Source organism: Nucisporomicrobium flavum, assembly GCF_016464385.1.
Taxonomy (GTDB): domain Bacteria; phylum Actinomycetota; class Actinomycetes; order Mycobacteriales; family Micromonosporaceae; genus Actinoplanes; species Actinoplanes flavus_A.
The window spans coordinates 411716-429053 of record NZ_JADMLH010000005.1; the positions used below are offsets into that span (position 1 = coordinate 411716).

The 17338-nt window shown below is 71.4% G+C and carries 11 protein-coding genes; 4 read left to right on the plus strand and 7 right to left on the minus strand.

The genetic code is table 11. From position 1 onward, the window contains the following. Positions 1 to 3: 3 nt before the first annotated feature. Positions 4 to 459, minus strand: a complete 456-nt coding sequence (locus IT780_RS15885; RefSeq protein ID WP_199512305.1) for a MarR family winged helix-turn-helix transcriptional regulator — start codon at positions 457 to 459, stop codon at positions 4 to 6. Positions 460 to 520: 61 nt separating this feature from the next. Here IT780_RS15885 and IT780_RS15890 point away from each other — a divergent pair, with 61 nt between their 5' ends. Beyond that, positions 521 to 1681 (plus strand): FAD-dependent oxidoreductase, encoded by a 1161-nt coding sequence (locus tag IT780_RS15890; protein ID WP_199512306.1) that lies wholly within the window; start codon positions 521 to 523, stop codon positions 1679 to 1681. A gap of 1 nt (position 1682) precedes the next feature. Here the strand turns inward: IT780_RS15890 and IT780_RS15895 are convergent, their stop codons facing one another. Together IT780_RS15895 and IT780_RS15900 are read right to left on the minus strand one after the other, a co-directional pair. Next, on the minus strand, positions 1683 to 2231 hold the full coding sequence (locus tag IT780_RS15895) for a response regulator (protein ID WP_199512307.1): 549 nt from the start codon (positions 2229 to 2231) through the stop codon (positions 1683 to 1685). Then, a complete protein-coding gene (locus IT780_RS15900; RefSeq protein ID WP_199512308.1) occupies positions 2224 to 6627 on the minus strand; it encodes a hybrid sensor histidine kinase/response regulator in 4404 nt (1467 codons plus the stop codon). The genes IT780_RS15895 and IT780_RS15900 overlap by 8 nt, the downstream gene beginning before the upstream one ends. A gap of 110 nt (positions 6628 to 6737) precedes the next feature. Between IT780_RS15900 and IT780_RS15905 the strand changes: the two genes are divergently transcribed. Further along, positions 6738 to 8750, plus strand: coding sequence for a SpoIIE family protein phosphatase (locus IT780_RS15905; RefSeq protein ID WP_199512309.1), 2013 nt, complete (start codon positions 6738 to 6740; stop codon positions 8748 to 8750). Between the two features lie 175 nt (positions 8751 to 8925). Here the strand turns inward: IT780_RS15905 and IT780_RS15910 are convergent, their stop codons facing one another. After that, positions 8926 to 10113 carry a serine hydrolase domain-containing protein gene (locus tag IT780_RS15910; protein ID WP_199512310.1) on the minus strand — a complete coding sequence of 396 codons (1188 nt, stop codon included), beginning with the start codon at positions 10111 to 10113 and terminating at the stop codon, positions 8926 to 8928. A 148-nt stretch (positions 10114 to 10261) separates the two neighbouring features. On the opposite strand from IT780_RS15910, the gene IT780_RS15915 reads away from it, so the two are divergent. Then, the gene (locus tag IT780_RS15915; protein ID WP_199512311.1) at positions 10262 to 10888 is read left to right on the plus strand and encodes a dihydrofolate reductase family protein; all 627 of its coding nucleotides are present in this window, start codon (positions 10262 to 10264) and stop codon (positions 10886 to 10888) included. A 7-nt stretch (positions 10889 to 10895) separates the two neighbouring features. Here the strand turns inward: IT780_RS15915 and IT780_RS41880 are convergent, their stop codons facing one another. Beyond that, positions 10896 to 12200, minus strand: a complete 1305-nt coding sequence (locus IT780_RS41880; RefSeq protein ID WP_233412871.1) for an FAD-binding oxidoreductase — start codon at positions 12198 to 12200, stop codon at positions 10896 to 10898. A gap of 149 nt (positions 12201 to 12349) precedes the next feature. Here IT780_RS41880 and IT780_RS15925 point away from each other — a divergent pair, with 149 nt between their 5' ends. Continuing rightward, a complete protein-coding gene (locus IT780_RS15925) occupies positions 12350 to 14437 on the plus strand; it encodes a S9 family peptidase (protein ID WP_199512312.1) in 2088 nt (695 codons plus the stop codon). 40 nt (positions 14438 to 14477) lie between these two features. On the opposite strand, the gene IT780_RS15930 is transcribed toward IT780_RS15925, so the two are convergent. Together IT780_RS15930 and IT780_RS15935 are read right to left on the minus strand one after the other, a co-directional pair. Further along, positions 14478 to 16016, minus strand: a complete 1539-nt coding sequence (locus tag IT780_RS15930) for a fused response regulator/phosphatase (RefSeq protein WP_199512313.1) — start codon at positions 16014 to 16016, stop codon at positions 14478 to 14480. Next, a complete protein-coding gene (locus IT780_RS15935) occupies positions 16013 to 17338 on the minus strand; it encodes a sensor histidine kinase (protein ID WP_233412872.1) in 1326 nt (441 codons plus the stop codon). Before IT780_RS15935 ends, IT780_RS15930 begins: the two co-directional genes overlap by 4 nt.

Below are 17338 nucleotides of genomic sequence, written 5' to 3' on the forward strand. Positions count from 1 at the left end.
CGGTCACCGCCGCCGGAGGGTCACCGCCTCGGCTTCGAGCACCTCGGTCGTACGGCTGACGAAGTCCAGCAGGGTTCGCATCTGCTCCTCGTCGTAGGCCTCCATGACCGCGGCCATCCGCGCGCCGAACCCGGCGAAGATCCGTCCGAGTTCCTCCTGCGCGGTGCCCTGCTCGACCGGGTGGACGAGCGTACGGCGCCCGTCGCCGGGGTCGGGCCGGCGCTCGGCGAGGCCCGCCTTCTCGAGCCGGTTGACCACCTGGGCGGTGGCCGCCGTGGACATGCCGGTGGCCGCGGCCAGGCGGGCCGGGTTGATGGGGCCGAGCCGCCGGATGATCTCCGCGCATTTGTAGTCGGAGACGTTGAGACCGACCCGTTCCGCCACCGCCGCATGGAACTGCACGATCGCGGTGCTGAAGCGACCGCCCATCTGCCGGCCGAGGTCGTCCTGCACGCTCACGCTTGACTCTCCTAAATTATTTAGCTAAAGTACTTAGCTAAATCCTCCGGGGAGGTTCATCATGCGGGTTCTCATCGCCGGTGCGGGCATCGGCGGGCTCTACCTCGCGCACGGCCTGCACCGGGCGGGCGTCGACGTCGAGGTCTTCGAACGGGCGGCGAGCCCGGACGCGTTCGCCGCCGGATACCGGATCCACATCGACCGGGACGGCGACCGCGCGCTGCGATCCTGCCTTCCGCCGCGGCAAGTCGCCGACTACGAGGCAGCCTGCGGGCGACCGCCACGCACCTTCGCCTTCGTCGACGAGCGCCTCCGCGAGCTGCTGGCCGTCGAGATCGCGCCGGCCGGCGCCGACTCCGGTCACCGCTCGATCAACCGGTACCGGCTGCGGGAGATCCTCCTGTCCGGGCTCGACGACCGGGTGCGGTTCGGCCGGGAGCTCGCGGGCTTCGAGCAGGGCGACGACGTGACCGCCCGCTTCGCCGACGGCTCGGCCACCGCCGGCACGATCCTGGTCGGCGCCGAGGGCACGCACTCCCCTACCCGCGCACAGCTGCTGCCGCACGCCGGGCGCGTCGACACCGGGGTCGACGGCATCACCGGCCGGGTGGTGCCGCACGGCCCACCGGCGGAGCTGCTGCCGTCCGCGTTCGCCGACGGGCCCGGCCTGGTGCTGGCGCCGGGCGGACGGAACCTCTTCGTCGCCACCCACGAGGACTACCTGGTGTGGGGTCTCAGCGCCCGGCGCGAGAGCCTGCCGGCCGGCGGCATCGGCGATCTGGTCCCCGACCGGCTGCACTCCCTGGCGCGGGAGCTCACGGCCCGCTGGCATCCTCGGCTGCGCCACCTCGTCGACGCGGCGAGCGAGGTCTCCGGCTTCACCATCAAGACGTCGGTCCCGGTGCCGCCCTGGCCGGCCGGCCGGGTGACCGTGCTGGGCGACGCGATCCACAGCATGCCGCCGTCCCGGGGCATCGGGGCGAACACCGCGTTGCGCGACGCGGAGCTGCTGTGCCGCAACCTCACCAGCGGCATGGCTCCCGTCGCCGCGATCGCGGCTTACGAGCAGGAGATGCGGGCGTACGGCTTCGCCGCGGTGAAGGCGTCCGTTCAGGCCCAGCGACAGGGGCTGGTGGCGAATCCGTTGGCCTTCTCGGCGAGCAAGGCGGCGCTGCGTGTGCTCAACGCGGTGCCCGTCCTACGCGACCGGGTGTTCCGATGACTCAGGTGCCCCAGCGGGCCTTCTCGAGCAGCTCCAGCGCCTCCGCCGCCGCTCCCTCGCCGCCGGCGCGCAGCGAGCGGGCCGCCTCGTCCACCAGGTCGGTGAGCCGCTGCCACTGCGCGTCGCGCTCCCGGGCCGCCTCCGCCTGGGCCTTGAGCTGCTGCGTCTTGGTCCACAGCTCGACGAAGATGGACACCTTGGCGCGCAGCACCCACGGGTCGAACGGCTTCGTGAGGTAGTCCACCGCGCCGACCGCATACCCGCGCAGGGCGAGCTGGGCGTCCCGGTCGGCGGCGGTGAGGAAGAGGATCGGCACGTGCCGGGTCCGCTCGCGGCGCTTGATGTGGCTCGCCGTCTCGAAGCCGTCCATGTTCGGCATCTGCGCGTCCAGCAGGATCACGGCGAAGTCGTCGACGAGCAGCTGCTTCAGCGCCGCCTCGCCGCTCTCCACCGCCACCGCCTGCACGGGCAGCCCCTGCAGGATCGCCTCCAGCGCGACCAGGTTGTCGCGCCGGTCGTCGACCAGCAGAGCCTTGGCGCGCTCAGCCACGCTCACTCTCCGTCCCCGAAGTCTCGGACGCGTTGACCCAGCGAGCCATCAGCTCGATGAGCTGGTCCAGGTCGACGGGCTTGGTGATGTAGTCACTGGCACCCGCGGCCAGGGCCGACTCGCGGTCACCGGGCATCGCCTTCGCCGTCAGGAACACTACCGGTAGGTCGCGGAAGCGCTGATTGCGGCGGATCCCCCGGGTCGTCTCGTACCCGTCCTGGTCCGGCATCATCGCGTCCATCAGCACGATGTCGACCTCGGGGTGCTCGGCTAGCAGCCGTACGCCGTCCACGCCGTTGTCGGAGTAGAGCACGTTCAGCCCGTGCATCTCCAGGGCGCTGGTCAGGGCGAACACGTTGCGGACGTCGTCGTCGATGATCAGCACGGTGGCACCGTCGAGCTGCCGGCTGGCCGGGGTGACCGTGTGCGACTCCGCCTCGGCGGGCGGGGCGAGCAACGGCATGTCCAGCGACGACACGGACGAGGTCCGGGGCGGCCCGCTCTGCTCCGCCGCGACCTGCGGCAGCGCGGGCATCGGGATGGTGTCGCGCACCAGCACGTCGGGCACGTACAGGGTGAAGGTGGAACCGTCGCCGGGGGCGGACGACACCACGATCGTGCCGCCGAGCAGCGCGGCGAACTCCCGGCTGATCGACAGGCCCAGGCCGGTGCCGCCGTACTTGCGGCTGGTCGTGCCGTCGGCCTGCTGGAACGCCTCGAAGATGAGGTTGAGCTTCTCGTCGGAGATGCCGATGCCGGTGTCGCTGACCGCGAACGCCACCACCAGCTCCGCCGACGTCAGCGACGGCAGGTCGAAGTCGGTGCCCGGCTCCACCGGGAAGATGCTCAGAGTGACCGAGCCGCGGTCGGTGAACTTGACCGCGTTCGAGAGCAGGTTGCGCAGGATCTGCTGCAGACGCTGGGTGTCCGTGACGATCGTGTCGGGCAGGTCGGGCGAGACGTCGACCCGGAAGTCGAGGTCCTTGTCCTCGGCCTGCGGGGTGAACGCCTGCTCGACGTACGAGCGGATCTCCTCGAAGTCCACCTGGTCCGGCTCGACGTCCATCCGCCCCGCCTCGATCTTGCTGAGGTCCAGGATGTCGTCGATCAGCGAGAGCAGGTCCGAGCCGGCGCTGTGGATCGTACGGGCGAATTCGATCTGCTTCTCGCTGAGGTTCTTCTCCGGGTTCTCCGCGAGCAGGCGCGCCAGCAGCAACAGCGAGTTGAGCGGCGTCCGCAGCTCGTGGCTCATGTTGGCCAGGAACTCCGTCTTGTACGCCGACGCCCGCGACAGCTGCTGCGCCTTCTCCTCCAGGCCGAGGCGGGCCAGTTCGATCTCGCGGTTCTTGACCTCGATGTTGCCCTTCTGCTCGCTGAGCAGCTGCGCCTTGTCCTCCAGCTCGGCGTTCGTCCGCTGGAGCTCCGCCGACTGGTCCTGCATCTCCCGGGCCAGCCGCTGCGACTGGGCGAGCAGTTCCTCCGTACGCCGGTTGGCCTGAATGGTGTTGAGCGCGATCCCGATGGTCGCCACCAGGCGCTCGAGGAACGTCAGGTGCAGCCCGGAGAACGCGGCGACCGACGCGAACTCGATCACGCCGAGCATCTCGCCCTCGAACAGCACCGGCAGCACGACGAGGTCGTTGGGCGGCATCGACATGAGGCCGGACCGCATGGTCAGCACGCCGTCGTGGGTGGCGCGCACCCGGATCGTGCGCCGGGAGACCGCCGCCTGCCCGACCAGTCCCTCGCCGGGCCCGAACGTGACCTCGTTGGTGCGGGCGACGTACCCGTACGAGGCCGCCAGCCGCAGGCGCATGACCGCTTCCTCGTTGTCCATCAGGAAGAAGGCGCCGAGCTGGGCCTCCACCAGCGGCGTCACCTCGGTCATGATCATGCGGCAGACCTCGCCGAGGTCGCGCTGGCCCTGCAGCAGGCCGCCGATGCGGGCGAGGTTGGAGTCCAGCCAGCCCTGTTCGGCGTTCGCCTTGGTGGTCTCGCGCAGGGTCACGATCATCTGGTTGATGTTGTCCTTGAGCTCCGCGACCTCGCCCTGGGCCTCGACGGCGATGCTCTGCGTCAGGTCACCCCGGGTCACCGCGGTGGACACCTCGGCGATCGCGCGCAGCTGGGTGGTCAGCGTGGAGGCGAGCTGGTTGACGTTGTCGGTGAGGTCACGCCACGTACCCGAGACGCCCTTGACCTGGGCCTGACCGCCGAGCTTGCCCTCGATGCCGACCTCGCGGCCGACCCGGGTGACCTCGTTGGCGAACGAGGACAGCTGGTCGACCATCGTGTTGACGGTGTCCTTGAGCTCGAGGATCTCGCCACGGGCGTCGACCGTGATCTTCTGCGACAGGTCACCCTTGGCCACCGCGGTGGTGACCGAGGCGATGTTGCGGACCTGGGCGGTCAGGTTGGACGCCATGTAGTTCACGTTGTCGGTGAGGTCGCGCCACGTGCCGGCCACGCCGGGCACCTGCGCCTGACCGCCGAGCTTGCCCTCCGAGCCCACCTCGCGGGCCACGCGCGTGACCTCGTCGGCGAACGACGACAGCTGGTCGACCATGGTGTTCACGGTCGACTTCAGCTCCAGGATCTCGCCCTGCGCATCGACCGTGATCTTCTGCGACAGGTCACCGCGGGCGACCGCGGTCGAGACCTGCGCGATGTTGCGGACCTGGGCGGTCAGGTTGGAGGCCATCGAGTTGACGTTGTCGGTGAGGTCGCGCCAGGTGCCGGCGACGCCGCGTACCTGGGCCTGGCCGCCGAGCTTGCCCTCGGTGCCCACCTCGCGGGCCACGCGCGTGACCTCGTCGGCGAACGACGACAGCTGGTCCACCATCGTGTTGACCGTCGACTTCAGCTCCAGGATCTCGCCGCGGGCGTCGACCGTGATCTTCTGCGACAGGTCGCCCTTCGCCACCGCGGTGGTGACCGAGGCGATGTTGCGCACCTGGCTCGTCAGGTTGGACGCCATGTAGTTGACGTTGTCGGTCAGGTCGCGCCACGTCCCCGAGACGCCCTTGACCTGGGCCTGACCGCCGAGCTTGCCCTCGGAACCCACCTCGCGGGCCACCCGGGTGACCTCGTCGGCGAACGACGACAGCTGGTCCACCATCGTGTTCATCGTGTTCTTGAGCTGCGCGATCTCGCCGCGGGCGTCGACCGTGATCTTCTGCGACAGGTCGCCCTTGGCCACCGCGGTGGACACCTGGGAGATGTTGCGGACCTGATCGGTGAGGTTGGCGGCGAGCTGGTTGACGTTCTCGGTCAGGTCGCGCCAGGTGCCGGAGACGCCGCGGACCTGCGCCTGACCGCCGAGCCGGCCCTCGGTGCCCACCTCGCGGGCCACCCGGGTGACCTCGTCGGCGAACGACGACAGCTGGTCCACCATCGTGTTCACGGTGTCCTTGAGCTCGAGGATCTCGCCCTGCGCCGCCACCGTGATCTTCTGCGACAGGTCGCCCTTCGCCACCGCGGTCGAGACCTGGGCGATGTTGCGGACCTGGCTCGTCAGGTTGGACGCCATCGAGTTCACCGAGTCGGTGAGGTCCTTCCAGGTGCCGGCGACGTTCGGCACGTCGGCCTGGCCGCCCAGCTTGCCCTCGGTGCCGACCTCGCGCGCCACCCGCGTGACCTGCTCGGCGAAGAGGCGCAGCGTGTCGGTCACGCCGTTCATCGTGTCCGCCAGCTCGGCCACCTCGCCGCGGGCCGACACCGTGATCTTCTGCGACAGGTCACCGCGGGCCATCGCCGTCGCCACCTGGGAGATCGAGCGCACCTGGTGGGTCAGGTTGGAGGCCATCGTGTTGACGGAGTCGGTGAGGTCCTTCCACGTGCCGGCCACGCCCCGGACGTCCGCCTGGCCGCCCAGCTCGCCCTCGGTGCCCACCTCCCGCGCCACCCGGGTGACCTCGCTGGCGAACGACGACAGCTGGTCCACCATCGTGTTCACCGTACGGCCGATCCGGAGGAACTCGCCCCGCAGCGGGCGCCCGTCCATCTCCAGCGCCATGTGCTGGGAGAGGTCGCCCTCGGCCACCGCGACGATGACCCGGCTGATCTCGGTGGTCGGCCGGGCCAGGTCGTCGATCAGGGAGTTGACCGAGCGGACGCTGTCGGACCACGCCCCGTCCAGCCCCTCGTCGTCCAGGCGCTCGGTGAGCCGGCCCTCGCGGCCGACCGTACGGCTGATCCGCCGTACGTCCAGGTTCTGCCGCTCCTGCAGCGTCACCACCTCGTTGAACGCGTCCACGAGCTCGCCGAACGACCCGCTCCGGCGCGCCAGGCGGACCTTCAGGTCACCGTGTCGCACCCGGCGCAGCGCCTCCGCCAGCTCGCCGAGCAGCACGGTCTCCTCGGCCACGCCGGGGCCGGCCTCTTTCGCCGTCGTCATGCTGTCCTCACTCGCTGTCCAGGGCAGGGCGTCCCATCATCCCTCGCCCGGCCGGGTCATTGCGAGATGTGGCTTTGTGCAACCACCGGTCGGCAGGAGAGGATGCACTCGTGTCGGTGGAGACGGGACGCACGACGGGCGCGCTGGTGCGCCGCGTCCGGCTGCCCAACGACCGGCGTACGCCCGCCGCCGCCCGCGCGCTCGTCCGCTCGGTGCTGGAGGAGACCGGCCTGGACGAGCTGATCAACGAGGCGTTGCTGCTGACCACCGAGCTGTCCACGAACGCCGTGGTGCACGCCGGCACCGAGCTCGACATGGAGGTCGCCGCCGACCCGGGCGGGCTGACCGTCACGGTCACCGACTTCGCACCGGGCCCGGTCGAGGAGCTCGCGGTCGGCCCCCGCAACGACAAGACGGAGATCGGCGAGGTAGCGGAGCGTGGTCGCGGGCTCCTGCTCGTCGACCACTTCGCGAGCCGCTGGGGCACGGTGCACGAGGGCACCGGCAAGGGCGTGTGGTTCCGGCTCGAGAGCAAGCCGGCCACTGCTTCCCCCGCCGTGCTGCCTCTGCTGGAAGGTGACGCCGCTCCGACCGTCGGCGAGCTGACCGCGCTGCTGCAGAGCGACGCCGAGCGGCCCACCGAGGAGACGCTTGCCGAGTTCGCCTCCGACCTGATCGCCCGGCTGGCCCGGCTCACCGGCGCGACGGGCGGGGTCCTGCGGCTGGACCGCGGCGACGGCGGCGGGCGCCAACTGCTCGCCCGGCACGGCCGCCCCCCGCGCGACAACGCGGCCACGATCCGGGTGCCGCTGTCCGTGCAGCGGCCGTACGCGGGTGAGCTGGAGCTGGACGCCTCCCCGGAGGGCTACGCGCTGCCGCTCGCCACGCTGGTCGCCGAACGGCTGTCGCTGCACCTGGAGAACGACCGGCTGCGGCGTACGGACCTGCGCCGGCAGACGTGGCTGACGTTCCTCGCCGAGGCCAGCGAGCTCCTCGCCCAGTCCCTCGACGTGAACCTGACGATGGCGCTGATCCCGCAGCTGGTGGTTCCGCGGCTGGGCCAGTGGTGCGCGGTGCACACCACCGACTCGTGGGGCCGGCTGCAGCTCGCCGCGGCCACCCACGCCGACGAGTCCGCGGTGTCCCAGCTCTACGGCACGCTGTCGGAGACCGGCCCCGATTCGATCCTGGCCCGGCTGGAGGAGGCGTCCCGGCTCGGCCAGCAGGTCATGTTCGGTACGCCGTCCGAGGGCTTCGCGGTGCCCCTGGTCGCCCGGGGCCAGCGCCTCGGCACCCTGGCCGTCGGCCGCCACGTGCGGCACCGGCACGACGTGGACGAGGTCGCGGTCCTGGAGGACGTGGCCCGCCGCGCCGCCCTGGCGATCGACAACGCCCGCATCCACGACGAGCGGCACAAGGTCGCCCGGACCCTGCAGGCCTCGCTGCTCCCGCCGGCCCTGCCGCACGTCGACGGCGTGGGCTTCGCCGCGGAGTACGTACCCACCGGCTCCGAGGTCGGCGGCGACTTCTACGACGTGGTCCCGACCGGCGACGGCTGGGTCGTGGTGGTCGGCGACGTCTCCGGCAAGGGCGTGCAGGCCGCCACCGTGACGGGCCTGGTCCGCGACGTGATCCGCATCCTGGTCGACGACGGCAAGCCGATGACCGAGATCCTCTGCCGGGTCAACCGCACGCTGGTCCAGCGCGGCGGCGGACGGTACTGCACGCTGGCGATGGCCTCGGTGACCCGCGACGGCGCCGACCTGCGCGTCCGCCTGCACCTGGCCGGCCACGACCGCGCGGTGCTCGTGCACGCCGACGGCCGGACCGCCTTCGTGGGCGAGGGCGGCACGGCCCTGGGCCTGCTCGAGAGCATCTCGTCACCCGATGTCGCGGTCGCCCTCGGGCCCGGCGACTCGCTCATCTTCTACACCGACGGCGTGACCGAGCGCCGCCGCGGCCGCGAGCTGTTCGGCACCGACCGGCTGCGGCAGGCGGCGACGCCGCTGGCCGGCTACCCGGCGGACGTGATGGCCGCGCGGCTCCGGTCGACGACGATCAACTTCTCCGTCGAGGAGCCGCGCGACGACATCGCGATTCTCGTCCTGCGCAACGACGCCTGACCGCTTTACGGCCAGGGGGTGTTCCGCGGATCATGACGGCCTGCGCCGGGCCCAGCTTCCGCCTCGCGGCACGTGCCGAACGACCGGATACAACACCGGTATCCGACCGCCCGCCACGCTTGCGACGCGAAACCTGGGCCTCGGCTCGGCGTCGCCATGATCCGCGGAACACCCCCTAGGCGCAGAGGGCGGCGTCCACGGTGTCGGTGACGTGGGTGAGCATCTCCTCGCTCGTGGGCAGGCCGGTCACCGCGACCACGGCGCTACGACCGTCGGTCGTGACCAGGTTGCGCGTCTCGAAGCCCTGGATGTCGCCGCCGTGGCCCCAGGCGTACCCGCCGCAGGGCAGGGGGTGCCGGGCGACGCCGAGGCCGTACTGCCAGTCGCCGGTCGGCTCGAAGCCGGGCGCCGGGACGGTCTTCAGCATGGCGGCCTGCTGCGCGGGCTTGAGCAGCTTGCCACCGATCAGCGCCTCGAAGAACGTCCGCAGGTCGCCGGGGCTGGCCACGAGCTGGCCGGCCGACCAGCCCAGCGACGGGTCCATCCGGGTGACGTCGATCCACGGTGCGCCCGGCGCGGTCGCGACATAGCCCTGCGGGTGCCGGCCGCGCAGGCTCTGCTCACCCACGCCCGGCCAGTACGTGTCCCGCAGCCCCAGCGGCTCGATGATCCGGCGGGTGATCTCCTCCCCGACCGGGCGCTCGGTGACCCGCTCGATGATCAGGCCGGCGAGGATGTAGTTCGTGTTGCTGTACTGCCACTTCTCGCCGGGCCCGAACTCGGGCGCCTGGGTGAGTGCGGCGTCCACCAGCCGACGGGGTTCGAAGTAGGAGTGGACCTTGTCCACCAGGTCCTGCGGCTTGGTGAAGATCACGTCGTCGTAGTCGGGCAGACCGCTCATCTGCTGCAGCAGCTGGTGCACGGTGATCTTGCTGCCGTCGTTGCCCTTGGCCTGCACCACACCGGGCAGGTAGTGCTCCACGGTGGCGTTCAGGTCGATACGGCCCTCGCCGACGAGCTGCATCGCGACCACGGCGGTGAACGTCTTGGTGTTGCTGCCGATGCGTACGCGGGCGTCGCGCGGAACCGGCCGGTGGGTCTTGAGGTCGGCGACCCCGGCGGTGTAGTCGCGGACGCGCCCGTCGGTGCCGCGTACCGAGGCCAGCACGCCGGGGAATCCGTCCTCGCTGACCAGCCGGTCGATCCGCTGCTGCACCGCGTCGGCGCGGACGCGGTGCGGTGCCTCGGCGGGACCGGCGAACGCCGAGGGCGCGGCGAGGGCGGTGCCGGCGGTCAGGGCGGCCAGGGCACCGCCCACGATCGAGAACGTACGGCGGCGGGTGGGTACGGCTGTGTGCGACATGTTCGCTCCTCGATGGGGCCGGATGGGCTGAACACCATCCATCCTTCGAGAAGCGGCGTCCGTCCACGATCCAGCCCAGTGCCCGGCGCGGGTACAGCAGGCGCTACCAGCCTGACCGATCCGACCTTTTTGTCGGCTGCGCCGTGGCATGGTGTTTGTCGTGGCGAAGACTCAGTACTACACGGCGACCAGCATCGACGGCTTCACCGCCGACCTGGACAACTCCCTCGAGTGGCTGTTCGAGGTCGACGAGGGCACCGACAACCCGTTCGGCGCGTTCTTCGCCAACATCGGCGCGTTCGCGATGGGCGCCGGCACGTACGAGTGGGTCCTGAAGAACGACAACGTGGTCGACGAGCCGCAGAACTGGCACGACATGTACGGCGACATCCCCTGCTGGGTGTTCACCCACCGCGAGCTGCCGCTGGTCCCGGACGCCAACATCTTCATGGTCAGCGGCGACGTACGCCGGGTCCACGAGGCCATGACGGTCGCCGCGCAGGGCCGCAACGTGTGGCTGGCCGGCGGCGGCGACCTGGCGGCCGAGTTCGCGGACGCGGGCCTGCTCGACGAGGTCATCCTCGCGGTCGCGCCGGTGATGCTCGGCGCGGGCACCCCGGTCCTGCCGAGGAGGCTCTCCTCCCAGCAGCTGGCGCTGACAAACGTCGCCCAGATGGGCCAGTTCGCCTACCTGACCTACGCGGTGGGCATGCTCGCCGACCTCGGCCGTCACATGGCCGCCGACGTCCTGCGCCGTTCACCCGCCCACACCTGACGAGCGGTCAGAACAGGTCTCGGCGGCTTGCCATGTCGATCTCCGCGCTGATCGCCCTCGGCGCCGAGATCGCCACGCAGCGCCCGCCGCGGGCCAGCAGCACCCCGCGCACCGCATCCAGGATGCCCTCGACGCGTTCCGCCGCGAGCGTGCCGGGCAGGACCGCGTGCACGATGCCCCGGCCCGCCGAACCCCGGATCGGGACCGGCATCCCGGTCACGTCGCGCAGCGCGTACACCGCGGACTGCAGATCGGCCGCCGGCACCGCGATCCGCAGGGCCACGTCGTCAGGGCCGAACGGGTAGCGGCCCCACCAGCCCGGCGCCACCGGTGAGATGGTCGCGTCGCGGCCGAGCGTCTTCTCCAGGCCGGCCGCCCGGTGCGCCACGTCGGCCGGGTCGCCCTCGAGCAGCACCGCGAGGGCCCCGCGGGGGGCCGACCCCGACCCGCGCGACGGAACAGCCGGCGGCTGCCCGGCCGAGCCCGGCGACGGAACCACCCGCAGGTGCCCGGCCGTTGCGCTCCCGGACGGGACCGGGCCCGGCGGCGGCACCACGCGCAGATGCCCGGCCGCGGCGGGCCGGCTCCCGGCGGGCAGGTCGACCTCGACGGCGCTCGGGCCGACGCGCCGGGACAGCGTCTCGGCGACCAGGTCCTGGACGTCGCGCGGCGTCGCGACCGGCACCGACACCCAGCGCCGGACCGCGGGCAGCGGCTCGAGGCGTACCCGCGCGGACAGCAGCACGCCGTCGATCTCGGCGATGCCCGGGCGCCCGTCCTCACCGTCGGAGGTGGCGACCTCGCCGTCCCTGCCCACGTACGTGACGCTGATGACCTGGTCCGCGGCCGTGCCGAAGCGGTAGCGCAGCGGGCCCGTCTCGTTCACGGCGAGCACGCCGCCGAGGGTCGCCGTCATCGAGGGCGGGTCCACCGCGAGGCGCTGGCCCCTCAGGGCGAGCGCCGCCTGGACGGCCCGGACGGTCGTACCGGTGCCGATCTCCGCCGTCCCGGCCTCCGCGTCGTGGTGCCAGATGCCGTCGAGGCGGCCCGTGTCGAGCAGCAGGTCCACGCCGGGCGGGGGCGTACCCCAATCGAGTTTGGATCCGGAACCGCGCGCGATGACGGCCAGGCCGCGCTCCCCGGCCAGGCGCATGGTGTCGGCGACCGCGGCGGCCGTCGCGGGTGCCGCGACGAAGCTGGCCAGGCGCCCGGCGACCGTGTCGGAAGGGCCGGCCGTCCGGGCGAAATCGGGCCCACAGATGTCCACCAGCGCTCGCAGCAGCGGCTCACGCGCGGGAAGGTCCGCCCCCATCGCCACACCCCCGCTCAAAATGCCACCGCATCGATTGCTCTTGGAGATCGTCCACTCTGGCACATCGTACACATGTTCGAATGGCGTGGGCAGACGCGTGCACGCCTGTACCGGCGGTGATCGACAACCGACCGGTAACGTGGGCAAGCGTGACGACCGACATGCCCACGACCCCGCCGGCGGTACGCCAGGTGCCCAGCGAGCGCACCTTCCACGGCGACACGGTCACCGACGAGTTCGCCTGGCTCGCCGAGAAGGAGAACCCGGACACGATCGCGTACCTGGAGGCGGAGAACGCCTGGACCAAGCGGGCGACCGCGCACCTCGAAGGGGTGCAGAACACGATCTTCGAGGAGATCAAGCGCCGCACCCAGGAGACCGACCTCTCGGTGCCGCAGCGCAAGGGCGGCTACTGGTACTACACGCGCACGGTCGAGGGCAAGCAGTACGGCATCCAGTGCCGCGTCGCGGCCGCCCCGGACGACGTGACGCCGCCGTCCACCGGTGACGGCGCCCCGCTTCCCGGCGAGGAGGTGCTGCTGGACGGCAACGAGCTCGCCGAGGGCAAGAAGTTCTTCGCGCTGGGCACGTTCGACATCACACCCGACGGCACCCGCCTGGCGTACTCGGTGGACTTCGACGGCGACGAGCGGTTCACGCTGAAGGTCAAGGACCTGCGCACCGGCGAGACACTGGCCGACGAGGTGCCCGGCACGTTCTACGGCAGCGCCTGGTCCGCCGACGGCTCCACGCTCTTCTACATCACCGTCGACGACGCGTGGCGGCCCCATCGCGTGTGGCGGCACACCGTCGGGCAGCCCGCGGCGGACGACGTGGTCGTCTACGAGGAGGCCGACGAACGGTTCTGGGTGGGCGTCGAGCTGACCCGCAGCGAGAAGTTCATCGTGATCGACGCCAACAGCAAGATCACGTCTGAGGTACGGGTCATCGCGGCCGACCACCCCACCGCCGAGCCGGCCGTGATCCGGGAACGCGTCCAGGGCGTCGAGTATTCGGTGGAGCACCACGGCCACCGCTTCCTCATCCTGCACAACGAGAACGCCGAGGACTTCGCGGTCGCCTCCACGTCGGTCGACAACCCCGGCGAATGGGTCGAGCTGATTCCGCACACGCCCGGCACCCGCCTCGAGTCGGTCGACGCGTTCCAGCGCCACGTCGTCATCTCGCTGCGCCGCGACGGCCTCACCGGCCTGCGCGTGATGGCCGACGGCAGCACCGGCACGTACGACATGGAGTTCCCCGAGCCGCTCTACAGCGTCGGCCTGGCGGGCAACCCCGAATACGACACCAACATCGTCCGGATCAGCTACACGTCGATGGTCACCCCGGATTCGGTGTACGACGTGGACCTGATCACCCGGGCGATGGTGCTGCGCAAGCGCAAGCCGGTGCTCGGGGACTTCGACCCCGACGCGTACGAGCAGCACCGCGAATGGGCGCTCGCCGACGACGGCACCAAGGTCCCGATCTCGATCGTGGCGCGCAAGGGCACCCCGCGCAACGGCACCGCGCCCCTGCTGCTGTACGGCTACGGCTCGTACGAGATCAGCATGGACCCGTACTTCTCCATCGCCCGCCTCTCGCTGCTCGACCGAGGCATGGTCTACGCCATCGCGCACGTCCGCGGCGGCGGCGAGATGGGCCGTCGCTGGTACGAGAACGGCAAGATGCTGGCGAAGAAGAACACCTTCACCGACTTCGTGGCCTGCGCCCGCGCGCTGGTCGCCTCCTCGTGGACGAGCGCGGACCGCATCGTCGCCCGGGGCGGCTCGGCGGGCGGCCTGCTCATGGGCGCGATCGCCAACCTGGCCCCGGACGCGTTCGCCGGCATCGTCGCCCAGGTTCCGTTCGTGGACCCGCTGACGTCCATCCTGGACCCCTCCCTCCCGCTCACGGTCACGGAATGGGAGGAGTGGGGCAACCCGCTGGAGAACGCGGACGTGTACACGTACATGAAGTCGTACAGCCCGTACGAGAACGTCACGAAGCAGGCGTACCCGAGAATCCTGGCCGTGACCAGCCTCAACGACACCCGGGTCCTGTACCACGAACCGGCGAAGTGGATCGCCCGCCTGCGGGCGACGGCGCCGGAGGGCTCGTACCTGCTGAAGACGGAGATGGGGGCGGGCCACGGGGGACCGAGCGGCCGCTACGACTCCTGGAAGGAAGAGGCGTTCGTGACCGCCTGGATCCTGGACACGGTCGGCCTCGCCTGACGCGACGCGCGGAAGGCCCGGCCGCATGGCCGGGCCTTCGTCAGGTACGGCGGAGCGCTACCACCGCGATGTCGTCGGCCTGTTCGCCCGCGCCCGCCAGCTGCACCAGCAATCGCTGACAGAACGCGTCCAGGCTCGGCTCCACCTCCGACACGCATTGCGCCAGCGCCGTCAGGCCCACGTCGATGTCGGACTCGCGGCGTTCGATCAGGCCGTCCGTGTAGAGCACCAGCGTGCCACCCGGCGGCAGGACGAACTCCAGGTCGTCCGGCCGGGGAGCGTTGATGCCCAGCAGCGGGCCGCGCGGGGCCAGGAAGCGGGCTCCCGTGCCCGCCACGTGCAGCAGCGGCGGGAGGTGGCCCGCGCTGGCCATGCGGATGCGGCCCGAGGCCGGTTCCAGGGTGAGCAGGCAGAGCGTCGCCGATTCCGCCGGCAGGACCGTACGCATGAAGCGGTTGACCAGGTCGATGACCGCGCCCGGCGGGTGGCCCTCGACGGCGTACGCGCGGACCGCGTGCCGCACTTCGGCCATGACCGTCGCCGCGTGCAGGGAGTGGCCGGCCACGTCGCCGATCGCCACGAGGAGGCGGCCGTCGAGCATCGTCAGCTCGTAGAAGTCGCCGCCCACCTCCGTCTGGGCGCCCGCCGGTTCGTAGCGGACCGCGAGTTCGAGGCCGGGTACGTCGGGCAGGCGGGACTGCAGAAGGCTGCGTTGCAGGGTGACCGCGATGCGGTGTTCCTCGTCGTACGACCGCTGGGCCTCGACCGCCGCGGCGACGGCCTGGGAGAGCTGGCGCAGCACGGGGAAGCCGGCACTCTGCGAGCTGGCCGGCACCGCCACGTACGCCGGGGTGCGGTCGTTGCGGAGCCGCGCCGCGGCCACCGTCACGGATTCGCCCTGGGGCCAGTCGACGAGGTTCCAGGCGGACGGCTCGTCGGTGCGTACCGTCGATCCCACCGCGGTCTCGTGGTGCTCGACCGTCCAGGGCCGCACCGTGGCCGGGCCGCCCGCCGCGATCGCGGCCAGGCCCTCGCCCTCGGCCGTCTCCGCGACCACGACGATCGGGCCGCCGAAGATGGCGTACGCGCCGTCCGCGGCCGCCTGCAGCAGGCCGACCAGCGTCGACGCCGAGTTGATCGCCAGCGTGGTCTCGGCCAGCCGGATCATGCGGGCGGCGAGGAGTTCGGCGCGCTGCCGGGCGCGGTAGTAGCGCAGCACCGCCTGGGACGTGGCGATCAGCTCGTCCGGCTCGATCGGTTCGACGAGGTACGCGTCCGCGCCCCGGTTCAGCCCCTGGGTGCGGTCGACCACGTCCACCGCGTGCGCCGAGACGTGGATGACGGGAAGGACGCCGTACTCGGGATCGGTCTTGATCCGCTCGCAGACCTCGAAACCGCTCATGTCGGGCAGCTTGACGTCCAGCACGACCAGGTCGACGTCCGCCTCGCCGAGCATCGCGAGGGCGGCGCCGCCGGTCTCCGCCTCCACGACCGTGAAGCCGGCCCGGGTCAGCCAGCTCACCAGCAGGTATCTCTTGGTGGCACTGTCGTCGACCACCAGGACGGTGGCCGGCGTCATGGCGACACCGGCAGCGAGACGACGAAGGTGCTGCCCTCGCCGGGGGTGGAGGTCACCCGCATCGCCCCGCCCAGGATCGCGACGAGCCGGCGGGCGTACGGCAGCCCCAGCCCGGTGCCCTTGCCGCTCAGCGCCTGGCTGCCCGGCACCTGGTAGAACTCCTCGAAGATGCGCTCGTGCAGTTCGGGCGGGATGCCGGTGCCGGTGTCGGCGACCGTGAACTCGACGTCGTCGCCCACCCGTTCGACGCCGAGGCGCACAGAGCCGGTGGCGGTGAACTTGATGGCGTTGGTGAGCAGGTTGCGCAGGACCTGGGCGAGCAGCACCTCGTCCGAGCGCAGCACCGGCACCGCCGGCTCGTCGACGATGAAGTCGACGTCGGGGCGCGTGGCGAGCGGGCGCAGGGTGCCGCGGAGCTGACCGAACACCGCCTTCAGGTCCACATCGGACCAGTTCGGCTCGATCCGGCCGGCCTCCGCCTTCGCGAGGTCCAGCAGGTCGTTGACGAGCGACAGCAGGTCCGTGGCGGAGGAGCGGATCAGCTCCACCTGCCGGGCCTGCTCGTCGGTCAGCTTGTCCGAGGACTCGTCGGAGAGCAGCCGGCCCAGCCCGATGATCGCGGTGACCGGGGCGCGCAGCTCGTGGCTGACGTTGGCCAGGAACCGGCTCTTCGCCTCGCTGGCGGCGCGCAGCTGCACCGACTTCTCGTCGAGCTCGGCGTAGAGCGCCACCACCCCGCGGTTGGTCTCCTCCAGCTCGTCGGAGAGCTGGTGGTACAGCGCCATCACGCCGCGGTTGGTGTCCTCCAGCTCCGCGTTGAGCCGGGCGAGGTCGTCGCGTTGCGCGCGTACCTCGTCCAGCGCCGCGATGAGCTGCTGGTTCTGCACCGTCAGCTCGTCGAGCGGGGTGCCCGGCACGTGGCCGGACAGGCGTTCGCGAATCTCGTCCATACGGCCGGGGATCAGAGCCGGTGAGCTCGGCGGCAGACGTCGGGACATCCGCACGACCGTACCGGTCTCCCCATCCCCTACCTCCATCGTGTCGACCAGGCGGCCCACCTGGGTCAGCTGGGCGCTGAGCCGCGCGCTGTCACCGGACACCGGATGGGCCATCTCTACGAACAGTGTGGGTACCCCGTCGAGCGTCGCGGTGAACACCACGTCCGCGTCGCGGCCCGCGCCGACGAGCAACCGGCCCACCTCGCTGAGCGCCGTGGCGAGCCGGGTCTGGTCCTGCGACTCGAGCCCGACCTCCCGCGCCACCTCGCGGCCGATCTGCCGGACCGTGAAGACGTCCTGCTCCACCCGGATCCGCGTCCGCAT

Bases quoted from the DNA above. Each gene is read 5' to 3' on its own strand.
- IT780_RS15890 (WP_199512306.1), top strand. From the start codon at position 521: ATGCGGGTTCTCATCGCCGGTGCGGGCATCGGCGGGCTCTACCTCGCG.
- IT780_RS15900 (WP_199512308.1), bottom strand. From the start codon at position 6,627: ATGACGACGGCGAAAGAGGCCGGCCCCGGCGTGGCCGAGGAGACCGTG.
- IT780_RS15930 (WP_199512313.1), bottom strand. From the start codon at position 16,016: ATGACGCCGGCCACCGTCCTGGTGGTCGACGACAGTGCCACCAAGAGA.
- IT780_RS15915 (WP_199512311.1), top strand. From the start codon at position 10,262: ATGGTGTTTGTCGTGGCGAAGACTCAGTACTACACGGCGACCAGCATC.
- IT780_RS15910 (WP_199512310.1), bottom strand. From the start codon at position 10,113: ATGTCGCACACAGCCGTACCCACCCGCCGCCGTACGTTCTCGATCGTG.
- IT780_RS41880 (WP_233412871.1), bottom strand. From the start codon at position 12,200: ATGGGGGCGGACCTTCCCGCGCGTGAGCCGCTGCTGCGAGCGCTGGTG.
- IT780_RS15935 (WP_233412872.1), bottom strand. From the start codon at position 17,338: ATGCGGACGCGGATCCGGGTGGAGCAGGACGTCTTCACGGTCCGGCAG.